Source organism: Sorangium sp. So ce128 (assembly GCF_051525245.1).
GTDB lineage: Bacteria > Myxococcota_A > Polyangia > Polyangiales > Polyangiaceae > Sorangium > Sorangium cellulosum_B.
The window spans coordinates 5,862,125-5,883,208 of record NZ_CP150313.1 but is presented as its reverse complement, the minus strand read 5'-3'; the positions used below and the strand labels follow the sequence as shown (position 1 = coordinate 5,883,208).

Here is a 21,084-nt window from a genome sequence, read left to right as displayed (position 1 = left end):
ATCGACTCCTCGCGGGTGCGATCAGCCGGGATCTTGATCGGATTGGTGGCGGTAGAGCCACAGCATGCTCCCGAGCGAGAAGAGCAACAGTGCGCCCACGCCCGCTCGGAGGTAGCGCGGCCGGCCGAAGCGCCCCAGGTGGCGGCGACCGGCGAGCAGCCCGCTGGCCGCCCAGCCCACGGCTCGACGCGCCCCCGCCAACACGGTCGGCCCCAGATCGTAGACGAAATAGCCCCCCATCAGGGTGAAGGCGCCACTGGAGAAGTACCGCGCGCCGCTGTCCGGCCTGAGATAGGTGGTCGCCTGGGCGACGTTCCCCTGCTCGAAGGCGTTGACGGCCGGGCCCACGATCGCGTCGATGTCGGCCTGGTATACATGCCCGCTCCAGTGCTCGTTCATCAGGTTCGTCTCGTACCCTCGCGGGTCGGCGAAGACACCCAAGAACCTCCTGATGTTGTAGTTGAACCAATCGAGCCAGCTATTGTCGGGGTCGCCCTCGACGTAGCGATCCTTCAGCCCGAGCATGTGTCCGAACTCGTGCGCGGCGACATTTTTGTGGTAGAGGCCGTAGTCGCCAGGGTCGGAGACCCATGTGCCCCAGTATCCCATGAAGACGTTGCTACGACCCTTGCCGAGCGAGGGGACCTTCACGTAGTTGAAACCGGTGCTCCACACGAGCGGAGACAACACGTCCGTCCATCCGACGTCGTTCTGACGCACCGTGACGTCGAACTCCACGTCGTAAGCGGTCGTCGGGCTGTTGTACTCGAAGCGGCGGTTACCGTTGTTCTGATTTTTGTTCCACTGGTTCAGGATGTCGTTCTGCCAGCGCTGGGCCAGCCCCGGAGTGTCGGCCTTCGCTCCGTAGATGACGACTTCCGCGCTCACGGTGATCTTTCGATTCGGCCCGTCCACCTTGATGATCGCGTCGCGCCCGTCGGGGTCGACGGCGACGACGGGGTTGTTGCCGACGTAGGCGTAGGGGCTGCCGGGGCCCCAGGTGGGGTCGGTGGCGTAGAATCGCCGCAGGTCGGGGTCGTAGAGGCGGGCGCCGTAGTCGTAGAGCCCGGTGTCGGGGTCGAGGCGTTGCCCGGTGTACTGGACCGGGATGTCGAGCTGGCCCTCGCGGCGCGAGGTGCCACCGAACGGGAGATAGTCGATCCCGCCGAGCACCGCGCCGGTGTTGCCGTCGACGAGCGCGCGGGTGGAGCCGAGGTGATCCTTGAGCAAATAGTGGGTGGCGTCGCCGCGCGTCATGGCGATCGCGCCCGTGGGGCCCTGCACGTATCGCGTCACCACCGGGGTGCCGCTGGCGGGCGTGGTCACCGTCATCAGAAGCTGGCCCTGGAGGTCGGTGAAGATCCGAGTGGTGGACTGAACCGCCGCGCCGGCGCTCAGGCGCTGGGCGAGGCTGCGCCGGCCGCCGGCGTCGTAGGCGTAGCGCACGCGCTCGCCGCTGCTCAGGGTCACGTCGCGGGTGATCCCGGTGACGGGATCGTAGGTCAGCGACGTCAGCGCGCGGCTGGGGGCCGCGGTGATATTGCCGTCGCGGTCGTAGCCGTAGGCCGCAGCGGTGACGGTGGCGGCGGCGGTCACCGAGACGTCGTCGAGGAGCACGGCGGGCCCCGCCCCGGAGCCGCTGCCGGCCCGGAGCCCGTTGACGCACTCGAGGGCGACGTAGGACGGGGCCTCGCCGAGCCCGAGGGCGCTCAGCGCGGCGGACAGATCGACGCTGTGGCTCTGTGCCGACCAGGCGCCGCCAGTGGCGGCGAGGGTGACGATCGTGGTCGTGACGATCTCGCCGGCGACGGTGTAGATCCGCAGCATCCACGCGGCGCGGCCCGACGCACTCGCGAGGTCGGCGGGCGTCTTGAGCTGATACCTGAGCGTGTAGGTGCCGGCGGGGTCGAGCCAGGTGGTGAGCCGCAGCGACTCGGTGTGGCCCAGGCTGCCGCCGCCGAGGCTGAGCACATCGCCGCGCTCGGGGTCGTGGACGACGGCGGAATTCGAGGGGCCGTCGTTGTCGGCGCCCCAGCACCACCCGCTGGCGCACGGCGGCGAGGTGGTGAGCCGATCGAAGGAGATCGAGCTCGAGGCGGTGCTGGTGAGGTGGTCGACGCGATCGCTGGTCGGCGTGTGGCCGTCGGCGGCGTAGTGATAGGTGGTGGTCGTCGCGCCGCGGGTGAGGGCGCGCAGGTTGCCGTTGGCGTCGTAGCCGGCGGCGGAGATGCCGAGGCTCCACGCGGCGTTGAGGTCGTCGTCGGCGCTGCGCAGGCGGTTGAGGTTGTCGTAGGCGAAGGTGACGGACTGATCGGCGGGCGCGCCGGGCCAGCGCTCGGGATCGTAGCGGAAGGCGAGGCTGGCGATGTTGCCGTTGTAATACGCGTGGGTCGGATCGCCGTAGTAGTCGACGGCCTGGGCGAGGTAGGGATCGGCGAGGGCGGTGATCCAGCCCTGAGGCGTATAGCTGTAGCTGCGGGTGAAGCTGTTGGGATTGACGACCCCTGGGGGGTTGCCGCGCCCGTTGTTGAGCGCCTCGAGGGACACGGCGCCGCGGGGATCGTAGGTGTAGGCGGCGTAGTACTTCTCGCCGGCGTCGGCGGGGTGCTCGGGGTCGATGACCTCGCTGCCGGTGAGCGTGTCGCCGACCGAGGCGAGCTGCCCGAGCCGGTCGAAGTAGTAGCCGACCTGCACGGCGTCCTCGCCCTGCTGCCGCGGGTAGGTGATCGCGGCGAGCTGGTCGAGGTTGTTGTACTGATAGCCGGTGACCCACGCGCCGGCGTCGATGCCGGCGAGTTCGCTGGTGTGCGTGGTGACGTTGCCGTTGGCGTCGTAGGCGAGGGTCTCGGTGAGCACGCCGGGGCTGCTGCTCCACGTGCGCCCCTGTACCGGCCGCCCCAGCAGATTGAGGATGCCCGGGGCGCCGGGGTTCCAGTCGAAGCTCGCGCGACGGCTCCACTGACCGCGGGCGTAGTTGGCGCTGGTGCTGTTCTCGACGTCGGGGAAGGCGTCGTCGTCGAGCTTCGCGAGCAGGGCCGCCGAGTCCCAGGCGTAGTTCGCGTCCTGAATGTAGCCGCGCTCGACGGCCCGCCCGAGGCGGTCGTAGCGGGCATAGCGGATCTGCTGGGGGCTCTGCGCGGCGCCCTCGGCGGTCATCAGGAAGCGCAGGCGGCCGGCGTCGTCGTACCGGGTTTTCGTGGCACCGGCGCTGGGAGTCGTGCGTGAGGTGAGGCGCCCGAGGAAGTCGAAGGTCTGGGTCTGCTTCCAGTCGGTGGCCTGGCTGCCGTCGGGGGGCGTGAAGACGTTGGGGGAATTGAGGGTGACGAGCCGGCCGGCGAGGTCGTACTGAGATGAATCGGTGTGGTAGCTGCCGTCGTCCATGACGGTGCGCCGGGCGAGGAGGCGCCCGAGCTGATCGATGAGGGCGTAGCGGTGGACGCCGTCGGGATCGGTGGCGGCGCGCACGAAGTAGCGGCCCGAGGAGCCGGTCGGCAGGAGATCGTTGAACACGGCGGCGGGGCCGCTGTCGCCGGTGGCGAGGTACTGGAAGGTGGAGGTGAAGTCGGCCTCGACGGCGCCGGTCGCCCGCGGCAAGACGGTGGCGACGACGCGTGAGAGCGGAGAGGGCTCGTATCGCCGGGTGGTGTAGCTGTAGACGCCGCCTTGACCGGCGAGGTACTGCGGCACGGTCAGCGCGTTGCCCTGGGGATCGATCAAATAGGTGGACTGGCCGCCCTCGACCAGGCTCGCGTCGCCGTCGGTGCCGCCGGGCGGAGCGAGCTGGAGGTTCGGGCCCAGCGGGTCGCGCTCGAAGGCGGGGCGGCCCAGTGCATCGAGGAGCACGCCGATGGCGCGCGTGGGGTAGGTGGGCATGCCGGCGCCGCGGCCCTGGTAGCTGACGTCCTGCATGCGGTTGCCGAGCCCGTCCAAAAAGCCGAGCCCCACCTGAGGGTCGTTCAGGACCAGCAGATCGTCGAAGCTGCCGGTCTGGCGCAGCGTGAGCACGGGCTTGCCGACGTCGGGGACCGAGGTGTCGGCGACGTAGGTGTAGGCGAAGACCTGGACGCCGTTGACCGCGAAAATCAAGAAGCCCTCGATGACGGCGAACACCCAGTCCTCGCCGAAGCCCACGGCGTCGCTGCGCGCGAGGGTCGTCAGCGTGCCGCCGGAGGCCTTGCGGGCCAGGACCCACTCGGTCTGGGCGCCGTCCCAGTACACGAACATCTCGCCGTTGCCGACGCCGGCGTTCCCTGCGGGGTCGATGGTGCAGGCGACGCGCACGGCGAAGTTGGTGAAGGCGAACAGCTTGAGGATGGCCGTGCCCCCGAGCGGATCGGTGGGCGCCGGGCTTGGCGGCGCGTAGCGCAGGGCGCCGCCAGTGATCGTCCAGGTGCCGCCGGCGAAGGTCCAGTCGGAGGTCTTGCCGTCGTGGAAATCGTAGTAGGCGCTGTCGCTGGTGGTACGGAGGACGAGCTCGCTGTTCGGAAAGCTCGGCAGGAAGCCGTTCGCGGGGCTGAGCTCGCGCGACAGGGCCAGGGCGACGACCTCCTTGACGCGCTCCCCGGGGCCGACGTGGGCGACGCGGCGGCTCGCGGCGTCGTAGACGAAGCGGTCGGTCTCGAGGTTGTTGCCGAGGGTGGCGGTGAGCAGGCCGGAGCTGCGGTCGTAGACGGCGGCGGCGAACAGGCCGTCGACCGGCGAGAGCCGCACGTCGTCGACCAGCGCGTAGCGCGCGCTGTTCTGATTCCAGGCCTGGACCACGACGTAGACGGAGACGGTGTCGGGCACCGAGCCGGCGCGGCGCAGGCCGGGGAGGTCGATGATCTGCTGGACCAGCCGCCAGGCGTCGCCGGTGTCGGGGATGTCGATCGTCATCGGCGCGCCGACGGGATCGTCGTTGTCGCTGCGATGGGCGGCGAGCTGCCATTTCGCGGCGCCGCTCTGCGGATCGAAGCCGGATTGGGTCTTCACCCAGGCAGAGAAGACGTAAGCGCGCGCCTGGTTCGACGGCAGGAACACGCGCAACGGGCCGATCTGCTGGCCGGGGCGAGGCGGGAGCTCGAGGCAGCGCGCGCCGGCGTGGTGATCGATGTCGGTGATGTTCGCGGCGAGGCTGCTGGCCGGATCGGTCCAGGCCCAGCCGGCGAGGTCCTCGTAGGATTCGAAGCCCACGTAATCGACCTCGCTCGGGCCGGCGTTGACGGCGCCGCCGGTGGGCCAGCGGCCGTTCTGGGCGAAGCGCTGGGTCGTGGTCGTGCCGAGGACGTCGGCGAGCGAGGTGGTCGCGCCCGTCGCGTTACGCGAGAGGACGCTGCACACGAGCAACCAGTTCGCGTCGGACTCGCCGCCGCCGGACCAGCGGGTGAAGGTGGCGCTCGCGTCGCGGGCGGCGAAGTGCTGCCAGGGGGCCCAGGTGCCGGGGCCGTGCCCCCAATCCTGCTTCCACGTCTGCACGAAGATGGCGGTGATCGTGTCGATATTCGTGGCGACGTCGCGGGTGACGGCGGTGGTGCGGATCACCGGCGCAAGCAGGTTCATCGCCCGCGACGGATCGTAGTGCTCCCAGAAGTACTCGAAGCGCTGAATGATGGCCTGCTCGGCGCCGCTGGCGTCATAGTTCCGGCGCTGGGTCTCGGTGACGAGCCCGGTGTCGGGGCTGTAGGTGTGGCGCACGAGGCCGGTGACGCCGTCGAGGGCGGGGGCCGCCTGCGTGAGGCGTATGTAGAGGCCCTGGGCGTTGGCGGCGAGGTTCACCGGCGTGACGGTCCAGGTGTCCTCGCCGGCGGCGCCGGCGAGGCCGCCGGCGTTGAGGATGCGCGTGGCGTAGATCGAGCCGACGACGCGGCTGGCGTAGCTCGCCGCGTTGGAGCCGGAGGGGTACGGGCGCGCGGGGTTCTCGTGCGCGCTCAGGCCGTTGTAGAGATAGAGCTCGGTGGCGCCGTACGGGGTCGAGGTCGGGTCGTCACTGCCCGGGACGAGGGTGACCTTGTTGAAGGCCGGGCGCACGCCGGTCGCGTCGACCGTGGCGTTGTCGACTGTGTAGGCCAGGCTGGCCGCTATCACCTGATAGCCATTGTTCACCGAGACGCTGCGGACGCCGTAGCCGGCCTGGGTCGCGGTGATCCGCTGATTCTCGACGCGGTAGATCGTGAGCCGGGAGTCGGCGGCGCCGTAAGTGCCAGTGTACGTGACGAAGGATCTGAGGCCGATCAGGGCCTGGGGCTCGCCGGCAGAGATTAGGCTCTTCTCTCCGCTGCGCACGATCGGTGCGCCGGGAGCGACGCCGCCGTCGTGCAGGGGGAAGATCTTGGTGTCGCCGCCGAATTGGTAGACGACGTAGCGCTCGTCGAGGAGCTGGAGGCTGGCGAGGTCGTCGCCGGTGAGCGTGTCGGGCAGCACGAGCACCGAGCTCCAGCTCGAGTCGGGCTGCTGGCGATACAGGGTGCCGTTCAGGAGGACGAAGTCGGCGCCGGTGTCTCGGGTCCGCGCGGCGCGGGTGGCGACGGCGGTGGACGTCGCGTTCGCGCTCATGCCGGCGGGCACGGCCCAGCTCGAGGCGTTGGGGTCGTAGGCGACGAGGTCGGTGGTGACCGCGCTGCCGTTTTGGAACACGCGCAGCACCTGGTCGAAGCCCTCGCGGGTGTCGACCAGCGTGGCGCCGGCGGGGAAGGCGATGTCGCCGAGGTTGCGGGCCAGCCAGCGCTGACCGTCGAAGCGGTACACCTGCTGACCGACGCTGACCATGGCGCCGCGGAGCACGGCGGGCTTGGGGGTCTGGCCCGAGGCGTAGCTCCGTTGCCCGAGGTCGGCCTCGTCCATGCGGACGTAGCTTCGATCCCACCAGAGCGCCCGCAGCTGGGTGATGGTGTTGCCGGCGACGACGTCCTGCTCGGTGAGGGTCGCGAAGCCGAGGCCCGCGGCGAGCGAGAGGGCGCTGCGGCTCGAGGTCCGCGGGTCGACGGTGAAATCACTCGAAGTCCACGCGCCGAGGGGGTCGATCCGCTGCACGCGCAGGGCGATTGGCAGGCCGGAGGTGGTCGAGCCGGCGGCGGTCAGCAGGACGTCGAGGTCGGCGGCGGCGGCGAAGCGGGTCGCGCCTTGCCCGAGCTGCTGCACGCCGTCGTCGCTCCAGGCCGAGCCGGTCCAGCGATAGCGGTACAGCTTGCCGCTGGTCAGCCCGAGAACGGCGACGAAGCGGTCGCCGCCGACGAGGCTCACCGGCTCGCCGATCGTGAGGGTGGTGGTGAACCACGTGTGATCGCCGTCGCGGGCGCCGACCCACGTGTCGGGCTGATTGGGGTCTCGGTGATAGACGTATACCCGCTGGCCGCTCACCACGGCGACGTAGCCTTGCTGGGCGAGGATCGGGGTGCTGTCGTAAGCGCCGGTGTCGGCGACCGGGATCGCGTCGAGGGTGGCGGGCAACCAGCGCCCGCTCCAGCGCCAGGCGTTGAGCTGCAATACCGGATCGCCGCCGGAGACGGCGCCGTACCAGGCGAGGGCGAGGTGCTCGTCGGCGATGGCGAAGCGCGGGCGGCTGTAGGTGGTGTTGGGCTGGCTCGGGGCGGACACCGCGGCGCTGCGCTGGCTCAGGCCGAGCTGCTGCTCGCCGTAGCCGTAGGTGACCTGGCCGCCCTCGGCCAACGTGACCGACTTGAGCGCGCCGTAGAGGGCGCGATGGGTGGCGTCGTAGAGGGTGGTGGCGCTCACGCCGTCGCTGGCGGCGTAATAGGCGAAGCGCACCGCCGGGAGGCTGCGGCCGCTGGCCCAGGTGCGGCGGAGGCCGGTCAACAGTCGCTTGGTGAGATCGCCGCTGCCGAGGAACGCGGTGCCTGCGCTGCCGTCGTCGTATTGCAGGGTCTGGGTGAACAGCAGCGAATCGTCGACACCGCGCAGCTCGACGGATTGGAGGTAGTGCGTGTCGTAGCGATCTTGCCAGGCGTTGGGGGGTGGGGGATTGGTGTGGGGGTCCTGGTACTCGGCGGGGTCCTTGGGTTGATAGATCAGGACGGCGGACTCTCCGCCGACGCCGTCGATGCGGACCAGGCGGCTGCTGCGCGTGAAGCGCGGGCGCTGCGAATCGTCGGTCCCGGCCGGCCCGACGAGCACGTCGTCGGTGTCGTAGCTGTAGGTCGTGGCGTTGCCCCACAGGTCGACGACCTGAGACAGGCTCCACCGCACGGCGATCTGCGACTGCCCGGCGACCAGGGCGCTCGCGCCGAGCCAGTTGTCCCACGCCACGCCCCACTGCACGGTCGAGCGGCCGCTGGTCTCGTCGCCGAAGATCTGACGGGTGCCGTCCTCGAGGACGATCTCCCAGCGCTCGCGCCCGGGATCGTAGGTGATCTTCCAGAAGCGGTAGTCGACGGCGGCGAATGTCCACAGCGCGCCGTCGCTGCCGATGCGCACCAGCGGGGTGCCGGCGCCGCCGCAGGACAGGGTCCACTGGCTGCCGTCGGCGGACGCGGTGTGACGAGGGGTCCGCACGATCTCCGCGCGCGCGAGGCTCCACCCCAGGCCGGCGGCACCGGTGGGGGCGCGCAGGTTCCAGGTCGTGGCCGTCTTCCACACCTCGCTGCTGTACGAGAGCAAGAGTTGGATGTCGGTGGGTCGCCGCTCGGGCCGGGCGAGGAGGTCGACGGTGAAGCGCACGCCCCCGGAGGAGCGATCGATGGCATTCGTGAGCTGGTCTGCGGTGATCATCGCAATGCTCGCGGGAGAAGTGTGGGTAATCCGGGATCGAGGGCCTGGAGCTACGACATCTAGAGATTGACCAGCTCGATCGCGGTCGAAGGCAGATCCTCGCTGGCGGACAGCTCGACGCTGGAGGCGGCGTTGTAGCCCCGGGGGACGCCCCGGAGGAAGGAGCCGGCGTTGTAGAGGCGTTGGGAGTTGAAAAACCGGCTCGCGCGGATCAGGCCCTGCGCGACGCTGCTGCCGATCCTCGTCGCGGTGAGGCCACCGGACAGGCCTCCACCGACGCCGGCGCCGACGGTGCCGCCGACGACGCCGCCGACAGCGCCGCCGACGCCACCCCCGATCGCGCCGCCGATGATCCCGCCAAGCGCGCCGCCGATGGCCCCCGCGACGCCGCCGGAGAGCCCGCCGGAGATGCCGCCGACGATGCCGCCGACGACGGCGCCAACGCCCGCCCCGATGCCGATGCCGACGCCGATCCACCAGCCGGTGGAGTGGTTGAGGCCGAGCGGGTCGACGAGCTGAAGCGGGTCGCCGATGACGTAGGCGTACGGGTTGAGGCTCTGCGGGACATGGAGGTCGCCGAGCAGGAAGTCCCGCTCGAGAAAGCGGAGCTGGGCGGGGCGGTAGCGGCGGGCTCGCATGTCGCACAGGCCGTTGGCGTCGGTGAGCACGCCGTCTCGACCGTTGAACAAGAATGGCGGGACCTCGCCGTCCTGGGCGGCGAGCTCGCCGAACGGCGTGTAGGCGAAGCGCCCGATCACCTGGCCCTGCGCGTCGGTCAGCGCCACGGTGTTGCCATTGGGGTCGAAGAGGTACAGGCGATAGTCGCCGCCGGCGGTCTCGTGGGCGAGGAGGCCGACGCCGTGGATGAAGCGCGCGAGCGCCTGTCCCTGCGCGTCGGTGGTCTGCAGCAACCGCGGCAGGGAGCGCGCGAATGGCACGGGCTCGATGTCACCGGCGAACGCGGGAGACAGGCCGAGCGTGCCGGCGAGGTCGCGGATGGTGGACGCGCGGAGGATGGCGCGGCTCGGGTCCGCCTGATCGAGCCACGGGGCCTGGTAGGCGCCGGGGAATTGGATGTACCGCGTGGTCACGCCCCCGACGGTCGCCGTCTCACGCAGCGCGTCGGCGTCGTAGCCGTATTGGTCGGCGCCGTAACGCGTCAGCAGGTTGTAATCGTCGTGCTCGATGACGGCGACGCCAGGCAGCGAGGTCGTGTTGCCGGCGTCGTCGTAGGTCAGCGATTGCCCATCGATCGTGGCGAGCTCGCTCGAGTCGTTGTAGGTGAGGGAGGTGCTGCTGGCCGCGGTCTGGGGGGCGATCGGCAGCAGCTCTTCGGCCACGTCGACCTGACCCAGCGCGTTCAGGATGTAGGAAGTCGCGGACAGCACCTGAGTGCCGCCGCCAGGCACGGGGCCGGTGTTCGTCAGGCCCGTGAAGCGGTTGGCGTCGTCGACGTGGAACGTGGTGGCGCAGCCGTTGGGGTATTGCGCGGTGAATAGCTGTCCGGTCGGGGTGTATGTGTAACGAGTGACCCGCGTGGCCCAGTCCGTGACGCGCTTGATCCGACGCAGGTTGTCGTGGACGTACTGCACGGTCCTGGGGGCAGCACCGCCGTCGGGGTAGGTGAGCGTGTCGAGGTCGTCGAGCACGGTCCACGTGCTCCCGACGACCGCGCCACGGGCGTCGGTGCGGGTGCGCAGCCGGTTCCAGGCGTCGAAGGTGCGGGTGAGTACCGTCTGCCCCGCGAGGGTGGTGGAGGTGCGGTTGCCGTTGGCGTCGAGCACCTGGGTGAGCACCGTGTTGTCGGTGAACGTGAGCTTGTGGAAGCGGCCCGCGTCGTCGAAGTCGTAGGTCAGGCTGGTGCCGTTGGCGCGGGTGACCGTGTGCAGCAGACCCCGCGGGTGATAGCCGTAGGTGATCGCGTGCCCGGCCGGATCGGTGTCGGCGACGATGTGCCCGAGGCCGTCGTACGACAGCACGTGCCCCGCGGCGGCGCCGGGCGCGGTGATGCTCATGCGGACTTGCTGACTGTTCGGGTCGTAGCTGAATGTGTAGAGGGTCTGGACGTCGCCATTGGCCGTCACCTCCACGACCTGGGTGAGGCGATCCAGCGGGTCGTATTGGTAGCGAGTCTCGCGGGTGAGTCTGTCCTTGCCCACCACCTGCTTGACGACGCGCTGCCTGGGATCGAGGGTGAGGATGAGCTTGTGGCCGAGCGGGTCGGTCGAGGTCACCACCTGCTGGTGCGCCTGCGCGTCGTCGACGTAGGTGATCGTCGAGGTCTTTCGAGCCTCGTTGGTGATCGACACCAGTCGACCCAGGGCGTCGAACACCTGCTCGGTCGTGTACTGCGTGGCGGGGTCGTCGGGATCGGCCTGGGGGAACGTGGTCGTCAGCACCTGCTGCGTCGTGCCGGTCGCCGGGTCGGCCCGCGTGGTCCAGGTCAGGGTGGTGGTCTTCGTGGCGCGGTCCGTCGTGGCGAGGACGCGACCGAGCACGTCCTTGACCACGACCTCGGTGACGGTCGGGTCGCCCTGTCGCGGCGGCGGCCAGGTGGTGGTGACGGTAGTCGGATAGGGCGCGGCGCCGCTGAACAGCATGCCGTAGGTGATGGTCCAGGTCGACGTGTTGGGGTCGGTGTGGCTGACCTGCCGGCCGACGGCGTCCCAGGTGTAGCCGGTGACCACGGTGGGCGAGAGGCGCACGGACGCGAGGTTGTTGTTCCTGTCGTAGCCGCACGTGGTCACCGACTGAATGCCCGAGGCGAGCGGATACGTGATCGTGTGGAGCTGGAGGCCAGGCCAATAGGTGTACCCGGTCGTGTTCCCGCGGGCGTCGGTGCGCGAGGACAGCTGGTTGAGCGGCGTCGGCGTGTCGACCGTGGTGTAGGCCTGCGCGGCGGGCTGACCGGCGAACATGACGGCCGCCTGCTCGCGGAAGTCCATGACGTTGTATGCGTAGGACCGGGTCCGCACGAGGTTGCCTTGGGCGTCGCGGAGCTCCTCGGAGGTCGTCTGGGTCAGGTCGTTGTGCCCGTAGGTGATCTTGCTGTTGTCGGGGCCCGTGACGGTGTGCACCAGATCACCCTGATACGTGTACGTGGTCACCTCGCCGAGGGGCCCGGTGACGGTCTCCACCAGCCCCTTGATGGGCCCAGGGTAGTAGGTGAATCGGGTGATCCGGCCGAGCGGATCGGTGATCGTGTGCAGCGTGCCGTCGCCGTAATAGGCGTAGATGGTGGTGTTGCCCAGGTGATCGGTGTCCGTGAGCAGCTGGTTCGCGTCGTTGTACGTGCAGGCCCGCACCTGGCCGATCGGCGCGGGATAGGAGACGGTCAGCAGGTTGAGGTCGCTGTCGTAGGTGTTGGTGACGGTATTGCCAACGCGCGTGGGCTCGAGGTCGGCCGGGCCCTCGTACGCGGTGTCGGTGAGGCGGCTGTTGAACGCGTCGTAGGTGTGGGTGACCTTGCGGATCGCGCCGCCGGTCAGCGTCGTGAGCTCAGTGAGCATGTTGCCGTTGGCCTTGACGCTGCGGTAGACGGACTGGAAGCCCATGCCGTCGACGACGGTGGCCTGAACGAGATCCTGGCCGTCCGCGCGGAGCTCCTGGTAATCGATGGAGATGCCGTAGGCGCCCGGCGAGCCGGCCGGCGCCGCCGCCCAGGCGTTCGCGTCCTGCTGGAAGGTCACCCGGTAGATCGTTTTGTCGCCGCTCGTGGAGGCGGTGTATTCGTTGTAGAGGAAGACGTGATTGTTCTGGTCGGTCGCGGTCTTCAGCAGCGAGAGCCCGCCGAGGCCCCGGTCGGTCCAGTAGGTGTAGAGCCGGGTCGAGCCCCGCGCGTCGACAGAGCTGGTCAGGTCGCCGTTCGTGTAATGGTAGGAGATGCTGCGGCCGGCGCTGTCGGTGACGCCCTGCACGCGCCCGTCGCCGTCGTAGGAGAGCTCGAACCAGCGGCCAGAGGCGTCGTCGGTGGCCCGGTGCAGGCGGCCGCCAGCGTACGTGTACGAGACCGTGTTGCCGATCAGCGAGATCGTCCGCGTGCGCTGCCCGCTGGTGTCGAAAAGGTGGCGGGTGCCGTCGCGCTCGGTGACAGTGTAGACGAGATCGGCGCCCAGCGACAGGGTGGTGCCGTTGTAGACGCCGTCCATGGTGTAGGGGCCGGTGACGCTCGAGGGGATCGTGAAGACGTCGACCCGGCCGTGCCCCCACAGCAAGTAGAGCTTCTTGTTGGTCGTGTCGATGGACAGCCGGGTGTTGAGGCTGTGGTTCCACCGGTTGCCCATGGGCTTGCCGTCGTAGAAGGGGTTCTCGGCGTGGATGGGCGTATAGGTGTTGTAGTAGACGCGGAAGATCAGGGCGCTCGATCTGGCGAAGGCGAGGCCCACGTCGTCGTAGGAGAAGGTGCCGGTGGCGAGGTTGATGGGGTCGCCGCTCGAGGGGTTGTTGGTCTGGCCGCCGGGGCCGACGGGCTGGGTCTGGCCGACGGTCACCGAAGAGGCGTCGCTGGCGGGGCCCGTGAGGTTGTTCGCTGTGGCCGCGACGGTGACGGAGTAGGTCTTGCCGCCCTCGACGCGGGTCGTGCTCTGGGAGAGGGACACCGAGGTGCCGGTGCCGCCGGAGAAGCTGCGGTCGTAGCTGCTCGGGCCGGTGATCCGGACGGTGTAGGTCGCGCCGCCGACGCCGACCGAGTTCCAGCGCACGTCGATCACCGAGGAGGTGTCCGACGAGGCGCTGACGCCGGTGACCTTGGGCGGGGCGCTGGCGGTGGCCTGGGCCGAGGCGGTGGGGCCCTGGGAGCCGCGAGCGCGGGCCTGGACGGTGACGGTGAAGGCGTCGCCAGCGGTGACGTCGAGCCCGGTGAAGGCGACCGACTTGGCGGAGACGTCCTGGCTCGCCGTGGCGGCGCCGGAGAGCGTCGCGTGGTAGGTGACGCTGTCGGCCGGGTACAGCGAATCGTCGAAGCTCCAGCTCATCGACACGCTGCCGCCGGCGACGTCGATGACGGGGGTGTTGGGCACCGGCGCGACCATGTTGGGGTACGTGGTCAAGGTCGCGGCGCCGGCGGCGGGGGTCGTGATGAAGCCGCCGCCCAACGAGCGCACCTGCGCCGCGAGCTCCTCGCCGGTGGTGGCGCTGATGGTGAAGGTCGAGTCGGTGCCGCTCAGCGTCTCCTCGTGCACCACCGCGCTGCCGCTGACCTTGACGAGGCGGAGGTGATAGAGGGTGGCGCCGGTTGCCGCCGACCAACTGGCGTGGACCTGGCTCGTGCTGACGGCGAAGGTGGGCGCGCTGACGGTGGCCGCGCCGACGGCAGGCGGCGTGCTCGTCCGCCCCAGCGTGCCCTGGGCCACGCCCCGCACCTTCGCGGTGTAGGTCTCGCTCGCGCTCCAATCGACGTTCACGGCGTAGCGGCGGCCCGCGTCGGTGTTCGGGATGTCGGGGGTGGTGTCGATGAGCGTGGTGCCACGATAGAGAAATGCGGTGTACGTGACCGCGAGGCCGGCGTCCTTCTGGGCCTGGGTGCGAATGTCGCCCCACGTGACGGCGAGGCCGGCGGCGTCGTCGAAGGCGAGCGTGGGCGCGGCGAGATCGAGCACGGTGGCCTGGGCCTGCTGGGGCGCGCTGATGCTGCCCTCGGGCAAGGACTTCGCTTTGCAGATCCACACGTCGCCGACCTGGATGCCGCCCGGCGGTGAGACCACGTAGCTGGTGTCGCGAGCCGGGGCGTAGTGCTTCACCACCTGGGTCTCGGCGCCCTGCTTGTGGACTTGCAGGTACACGGGGACGCCGGCTGTCCACGAGGCCGTGAGGGCGCCGGTGTCGTCGTCATAGGTCAGCGCGAGCGGGATGTCGCCGGGCTGGACGATCGTGCTGGGCCGGCCCGACGAGCCCTGGGCGAGGCCGGTGACCTGAATGGTGACGACGGCGCTCTGGCTCATGGCCAGCCAGGTCGTCATGTCGAAGGTGCGCGTCGATTGCTCGACCGGCGCCTGCGCGGCGCCGCCGATGGTGATGACGACGCGGTAAGTGACCTCGAGGCCGGCGTCTTTTTGGGCCTGGGTGCGGATGTCGTCCCACGACGCGGTGAGCGCTTCGGGGCTTTCGGTGTAGCCGAAGGTGACGACGGGCGCGGCGAGGTTGTGGATGGTGGTCGAGGTCTGGGTCGGATCGGCGATGGTGCCCTGGGCGAGGCCGCGGATCGCGAGGTCGTATTGCGTGCCCTCGACGAAGCCGCCATTGGGCGGGGGGACCGAATAGGTGGTGGTGGCGGCGTCGAAGAATTGCTGGTCGGCGGCCCCGGCCCCTTGCGTCACCGAGAGGTAGACGTTCGGGGCCGAGGTCCAGCGCGCGGCGAGCTGGCCCGTGACGTTGTCGTAGATGAAGGTGGGGGCCAGGGCCGGGGGCGTCTCCACAGTGTTGGCCGGCCCCTGGGAGCCGTCCTTCGTCGCGTTGACCTTGATGGTGTAGACGTGCGCCTGGGACAGGTAGCTGGTGACGTCGCGGCTGCGCGTGGTCAGGCCGGACTGATCGACGATCGGGGTGGTGCCCCCGTCCTGGAAGATGCGCAGGCGATACGTCGCTCCCGGCGACACCTCGTCCCAGGTGACGGCAAGGGTGTGCGCGACGCCGTCCCATTGCCAGCCGAGGATCGGTCGCGCGAGCTGGACGATGGTGACCTGCTGCTCGGGGCTCCACGCGCCGACGCTGGCGCCGCCCAGCGGGCGGACCCGGGCCTTGAACACCTCGCCCTCGGCGGTGGGGACCTCGGCCGCGGTGATCGAGACGGAGGTCGAGGTGACCCACGTCGAATATACCTTCGACCAGGTCTCGGGCTGGGTGGCGGTCCGCTTGTAGACCTCGAGGTAGTAGGCCTCGGCGCCGGTGACGGCGGCCCAGGACGCGTCGAGGGTGCCGCTCGATCCGCCGTCGCCGACGAACTCGAACTCGAGCGCCGGTGCGGTCAGGGGCGCGGGGGTGTTCGCGGGGCCGAAGTTGACGTCGCTGAGGCCCTGGACGATGAGCCCCCAGACGCTGTTGCTGGTGAGCTGGGCGGTCATGTCGAGGGTCGTCCCGCTCTGCTGCGTCGGTGTCTGCGGTGTGCCGTCCTGGACCAGGGTGAGCTGATACTGCGGCGCCTGGTCGACCGCGCTCCATGCGGCGGTCAGCGACTCCGGCGACTGCGTATAGGTGAACGGGCGGGGCGACGCGGGGCCCAGGTTCAGCGCGACGAGCTGCTGGGCGGGGCTGTAGGCGCTCTCTTCGCCCGCCACCGAGACCTTGAGGCGAATGGAGAGCGCGCGGTGGATGGTCGGGGACGCGATGGCGTGCGGCGATTCGGAGAAACTGGTGGTGCTGACCGAGCGCTCGCCGTCGAGCTGCTCAATGCGCGCGGTGTAAGTGCCGTCGGCGGTGAAGTCGGTGACGGTGACGAACAGGGCGTTCTGGCGGAATTGAAGGGTGGAGGCCACGAAGCCGCCGCCCACGATCGTGCCGGACGTCTGCGCGTCCTCGAGGGCCCAGTGGAGGAGCAGGCCGGGCTCGCTCCCCGTGAGCCGCTCCTCCATCTGCGTGACGATCTGGTCCGCGCTGCGGATCCCCGACCATAGGCGCAGCTCGCTCATCGCGCCGTCGAAGTTCACCTCGTTGCTGCTGCCGTCGCCTCGGCCCAGCACCAGCGCGCCGCCGGTCTCCAACCCTTGACCCGCGGCGAACGACACGGCGCCCAGGCTCTGGTAGCCGAGGAAGCCATCGACGTAGACGCGCACCCGGTAGTGCGTGCGGTCGGCGGGGGAGACAGTGATGGCGACCTGGTGCCATCGCCCGTCGTGGATCGCCAGGCCGGTCGGTCCGGTCGACGAGGCGCCGAAGCCGATCTCGAGCGAGGTCGGATTGCGCAGGTAGAGCCGCCGGCTGTTGTCGGTCCCCTGGTCATACGTGAAGAGCACCGCCTTGGCGTCGCTCTGGGTCGTGTTCACCCAAAACGAGAGAGTGAGGCCGTCGGTCGGGAAGTTGGTCATGTCCGACTGGGTCACGGAGGCGGCGCCGTCGAACGCGAAGACCTGGGTCGGCGGGAGCTGGGTGCTCTGGTAGGCCAGAGTGAATGTGGGGACCGGCGGAGTGGACATGGAGGCTCCTGGCGAGAGGGCGGGCAATCGTCGATGGGGCGTGGCGCTCAGGTGCCGGCGCTCGTGGTGCGACCGGTGATGTTGCCCAAATCATCGTAGGTGTAGGTCGTCGTGTTGGTGTCGCTCGCGGTCTCGAGGCGGCCGAGGTCGTCGTGGGTGTAGACAACCGAGCGCGTCGCGGGCCCGGACGCCGGCGCGCTCCAGGGGCCGACGGTGGCGTCGCCTCGCGCGCGCACGACGACCGTGTACGTCGCCCCGAACGCGAGCGGCGCGGCGAAGGACGTGGACAGCGAGGCGGTCTGTCGGGTCTCCAGCGGCGCGCCGTTCTTGCTGAGCTCTGCGGTGTATCCATTCACCGGAGGTTCGGCCACGGCGCTCCAGGTGGCGACGAAGGCGGTCCCGTTCCACACCAGGCGGAGGCCGACCGGGGCGGCGACGATGACGCGGACGGGCGCGCTGGCAGGTCCCTGGGTGTTGGTGCCGGTGGCGCGGACGACGACGGTGTAGATCCTGGCGGGATCGAGGGAGACGGCGATCTCGCCGGAGGTGGTGGAAGTATCGGCGTGGGCGATCGAGGCGCCGTTCTCGAGGACGTCGAGGCGGTATCCGGTGACGCCGGGCTGGCTCACCGCCGACCAGGACGCGCGGACGTTGGTGCCGTCGTACGTGACCTGGCCGAGGACCGGGGCCAGGGTGATGCCCGTCGGCCCGCGCAGGGCGACGAGCGCGGCGCTCCCCCCCGTATATACAATGTAGCCGTCGGCGGTCAGCGTCGGCGCCGCGCTGGAGGCGGCGGGAGTCACCTGCCAGATCTTCGTCCCCAGAGACGTGTATGCGTAGAGCCCGCTCGAGGTGCCGAAGACGACGGCCCCGCTGGCGTCGATGGCTGCAGGGCCAGGGTAGATGCCGACATTGCCGGACGTGTCGCTCTCCCACAGCTTCTGGCCCTGCGCATTGATGGCGACCATCCCGTAGAAGCCGGCGTAGATCACGCCGTTCGGGCCGACCGTCACGGAGCACGGGTTGGCCAGGTAGTGTCCGGTGCCGAAGGACCAGCGGAGCGCGCCGGCGGAGGTGAGGGAGAAGACCTTGTTGTCGCCCGGCGGGTTGCCGTAGCGGCAGAAGTAGACGTTACCGCTGCCGTCGACGGCGGTCGGTCCGCTGATCCCGCTGTGATCGCCCGTGGCGACGGCCTGGTACTGCCATTTGACGCTGCCGTCATTGGGGTTGAGCGCGTAGAGCACCGACTCCCCGGAGCCGATGTAGACGGTGCCGTCGAGTCCGACGCCGGGGGTCGCCGCGCTGCGGCCGCTGGTGAAGGTCTTCTCCCACAAGAAGCCGCCGTCCGAGGTGCGCAGGGCGATCAGTCGGTCGCCCTGGCCGGTGGAGCTATTGGCGAGGAAGTACAGGGCGTCGGCGTTGCGGCTGAGCTTCGCCGGCTGGGCGATGATCATGCCGATGTCGTTGCGGTGGTAGGTCCACAGCAGGGACTTGTTCGGCGTGAGCGCCTCGATGCGGTCCGAAGTGGCGTAGATGGTCCCGTCGGGGCCGATGCACTGCGTCGGATAGAAGGGGTAGCTGCCGTCGTAGGTCCAGCGCAGCACCCCGGTCGGGGTGAAGCAATACAACTTGCTGTTCCCGTCGCCGACGTAGATGTTGCCCCTGGCGTCGATGACGGGCCCGCCGCGCACCTCACCGGCGGAGCCCGACCACAGCGTCGTTGTGCTCACGGGGACGGCGCGGCTGGAGGCCGCAGCGTTGCCGGGGGTCAGCAGCGCGACGGGCCACGCCGGCAGCAGGAGCGCCGGGCCGACGCTGTCGAATGTCGCCGCGCCGCTCAGGCTGGCGGGGTTGCGCGTCGACGAGGTGTCGGCGGCGTCGCCCTGTGCGAAAGGCCAGGCGCCCACCAGCCCGGGCTCGCGGGCGTTGAGGGCGGTGTACATGTCGCCGATGACCTGGGTCTGGCTGCGCGCGGCGTTGAAGAAGCGGACCTGGCCGAGCTCGCCGGTGAAGTAGCGGTAGGGCTCCTGGGCCTGGTCGGTCGCGCCGATCAGGAGGCGCTCGCCGTTATTGATGTTGAGCGGCGGGGTGGCGTTGCCGCCGGTGGTGCCGCCGAGGAGCTGGCCGTCGAGGTAGACCTGAAAGCCGCCCCCCTGCCGGGTCGCCGAAACGAAGTGCCACGCGCCGTCGGCCGCGCTCGTGGCGGGGGTGTTGATCTCGAAGTATCCGAAGCCGTTGTCGGTGGCGAGCTTGAACACCCCGCGGGGCTTGAGCACGAGCAGGAAGCCACCCTCGTTACCGCCCCCGCCGGTGCTCTTGCGCGAGATCAGGGTGCCCGTGCCGGTGGTCCTGAACCAGGCCTGCACGGTGAAGTCGCCGGTGCCGACGCTGTAGGCGCCATTGGCAGGGACGGCGGCGAAGCCCTGGCTGGCCAGCGAGAGCGATGTCGGCGCGGACGTCGAGGTCGGCGAGCCGGGGCTCGAGTACTGGACCGTGCCCTGCGCGGTCGCGGGGTTGTGGGTCGGGGAGCTGTCGGCGCCGTCGCCGTCGAGCCGCCAATAACCGACGAGGCCGGGCTCGTCGCCGCGGAGCGGACCGTAGAGGTTTCGCAGCAGGTCCCCCTGGCTCCGCGCGACGTTCCAGACCCGGGCCTCCGCGACGAGGCCGGTGAAGCGATTGAACGGCTCCTGCTGCTGGTCGGTGGCGCCGATGACCTGCCGCTGGTCGTTGTTGACATTGAGCGGGGGCGTCGCGTTCCCGCCGGACGTTGCCGGCACCAGCCGGCTGTCGACGTAGATCTGCAGGGTCGCGCCGGCGCGGACGGCGGCGACGTGATGCCATTGGTCGTCTTGCACGCCCGCGGCGCCGGTGATGATCTCGTAGTATCCGAAGCCGTTGTCGGTGGCGAACTTGAGCGCACCGGACTGCTGCAATACGAGCAGGTATCCGCCGAGGTTGCTGCCGCCGCCCTGAGAGCCCTTGCGCGAGAGGATGGTCCCGGAGGCGTGGGTGTTGATCCAGGCCTCGAGCGTAAAATCGCCGGTGCCGAAATCATAGGCGGCGTTGTTGGGGGCGGCCAGGAAGGCGCCTCCTTGGAGCTGAACGGCTGATGAACCCATGCGCATACCCCCCTCGAGGCGCAACATCGTACGCGTCGCTCGAGCGACGCACCCTAAGCATCGCCCGACGCTACCATATCTCCGAGAGGGCTCCTACCATTGCGTTGATTTCTTGGTCAAAATTTGCGCCACGCTTCGGGCGTGGGCGCTCGACTACGCCGTGGGTGTCAGCGAGACGCTGCGCGTGCTGCCGGTCGGTCGTGACAGCGAGGACCTAACCAAGGCCGTAACGGCGCGGGAGCTGAGCGACGGGCTCACGTGCCGACGGGTGACGTGGCGACAGGGGGCTTCCGCGAGTTCGGGCTGCCGCATCGCATCCGCTCGGACAACGGCCCGCCGTTCGCCACGATGGGCATCGGTAGGCTCTCGGCGCTCTCGGTCAGCTGGATCAAGCTCGGCATTCATCCCGAGCGGATCGAGCCCGGTAAGCCGCAGCAGAACGGCCGCCACGAGCGAATGCACAAGACGTTGAAGGCGGAGGCGACATCGCCGCCAGAAGCCAACTTGGCAGCGCAGCAGCGCGTCTTCGACCGGTTTCGGCACGAGTACAATGATCAGCGTCCGCACGAGGCGCTCGGCCAAAGGACGCCGGCTTCGCGCTACACGCCCTCGCGCCGCTCGATGCCGAGCAAGCCCTCGTCGCCGGAGTACCCGGACACGATGGCCGTTCGACGCCTGGACGAGCAAGGACGGATGTTGTTCGGGGGCGCGCAGACCAACGTCTCCACACTGCTCGCCGGCGAGCCCGTGGGGCTGACTCCGATCGCCGATGACGTCTGGGAGCTGTACTACGGCCCGATCCTGCTCGCGCAGGTCACCCTCGAGAACAAGGAGCTGAAGCTGGCCAGAGCGCGGTGACCTGCGCGAACTCACGCCGGAGCATGAGGAGAGGCTCGTGTGTACCGCGACCTCGGGGAGCGGTTCGTGTTATAGATCCAGGCGGTCCGAGAAAGTGCGGCGAGCGTGTCGCGTCGACGAGGATCCGGTCCCTGTTTCCAGTCCTCCCGGAGCAGGGGCCCCGTGGCTCAAGGAAGTGTCACCGCAGCTCCAGGTCAGAAGTGTCACCAGGGCTCCGCTCGTACACCTGGGCGGCCTCGGCGCCCTCCTGGGCAGCCCCGGCGATGCTGCTGCGCGGC

General features: G+C 69.7%; 3 protein-coding genes and 1 pseudogene. 1 reads left to right on the top strand and 3 read right to left on the bottom strand.

Translation table 11 applies throughout. The features are described 5' to 3' along the window. Positions 1 to 21 precede the first annotated feature (21 nt). From WME82_RS22325 to WME82_RS22315, 3 genes are read right to left on the bottom strand one after another with little or no spacing between them, the layout of a single operon-like run. A complete protein-coding gene (locus WME82_RS22325) occupies positions 22 to 8,703 on the bottom strand; it encodes an RHS repeat-associated core domain-containing protein (RefSeq protein WP_438044439.1) in 8,682 nt (2,893 codons plus the stop codon). 59 nt (positions 8,704 to 8,762) lie between these two features. Beyond that, positions 8,763 to 16,829: a LamG-like jellyroll fold domain-containing protein gene (locus WME82_RS22320; protein WP_438044438.1), complete on the bottom strand. Its 8,067-nt coding sequence runs from the start codon at positions 16,827 to 16,829 to the stop codon at positions 8,763 to 8,765. A 47-nt stretch (positions 16,830 to 16,876) separates the two neighbouring features. After that, the gene (locus WME82_RS22315; protein ID WP_438044437.1) at positions 16,877 to 19,948 is read right to left on the bottom strand and encodes a LamG-like jellyroll fold domain-containing protein; all 3,072 of its coding nucleotides are present in this window, start codon (positions 19,946 to 19,948) and stop codon (positions 16,877 to 16,879) included. Between the two features lie 288 nt (positions 19,949 to 20,236). On the opposite strand from WME82_RS22315, the pseudogene WME82_RS22310 reads away from it, so the two are divergent. Beyond that, positions 20,237 to 20,806: pseudogene (locus WME82_RS22310) on the top strand (integrase core domain-containing protein); the annotation flags it as partial. Between the last annotated feature and the right edge of the window lie 278 nt (positions 20,807 to 21,084).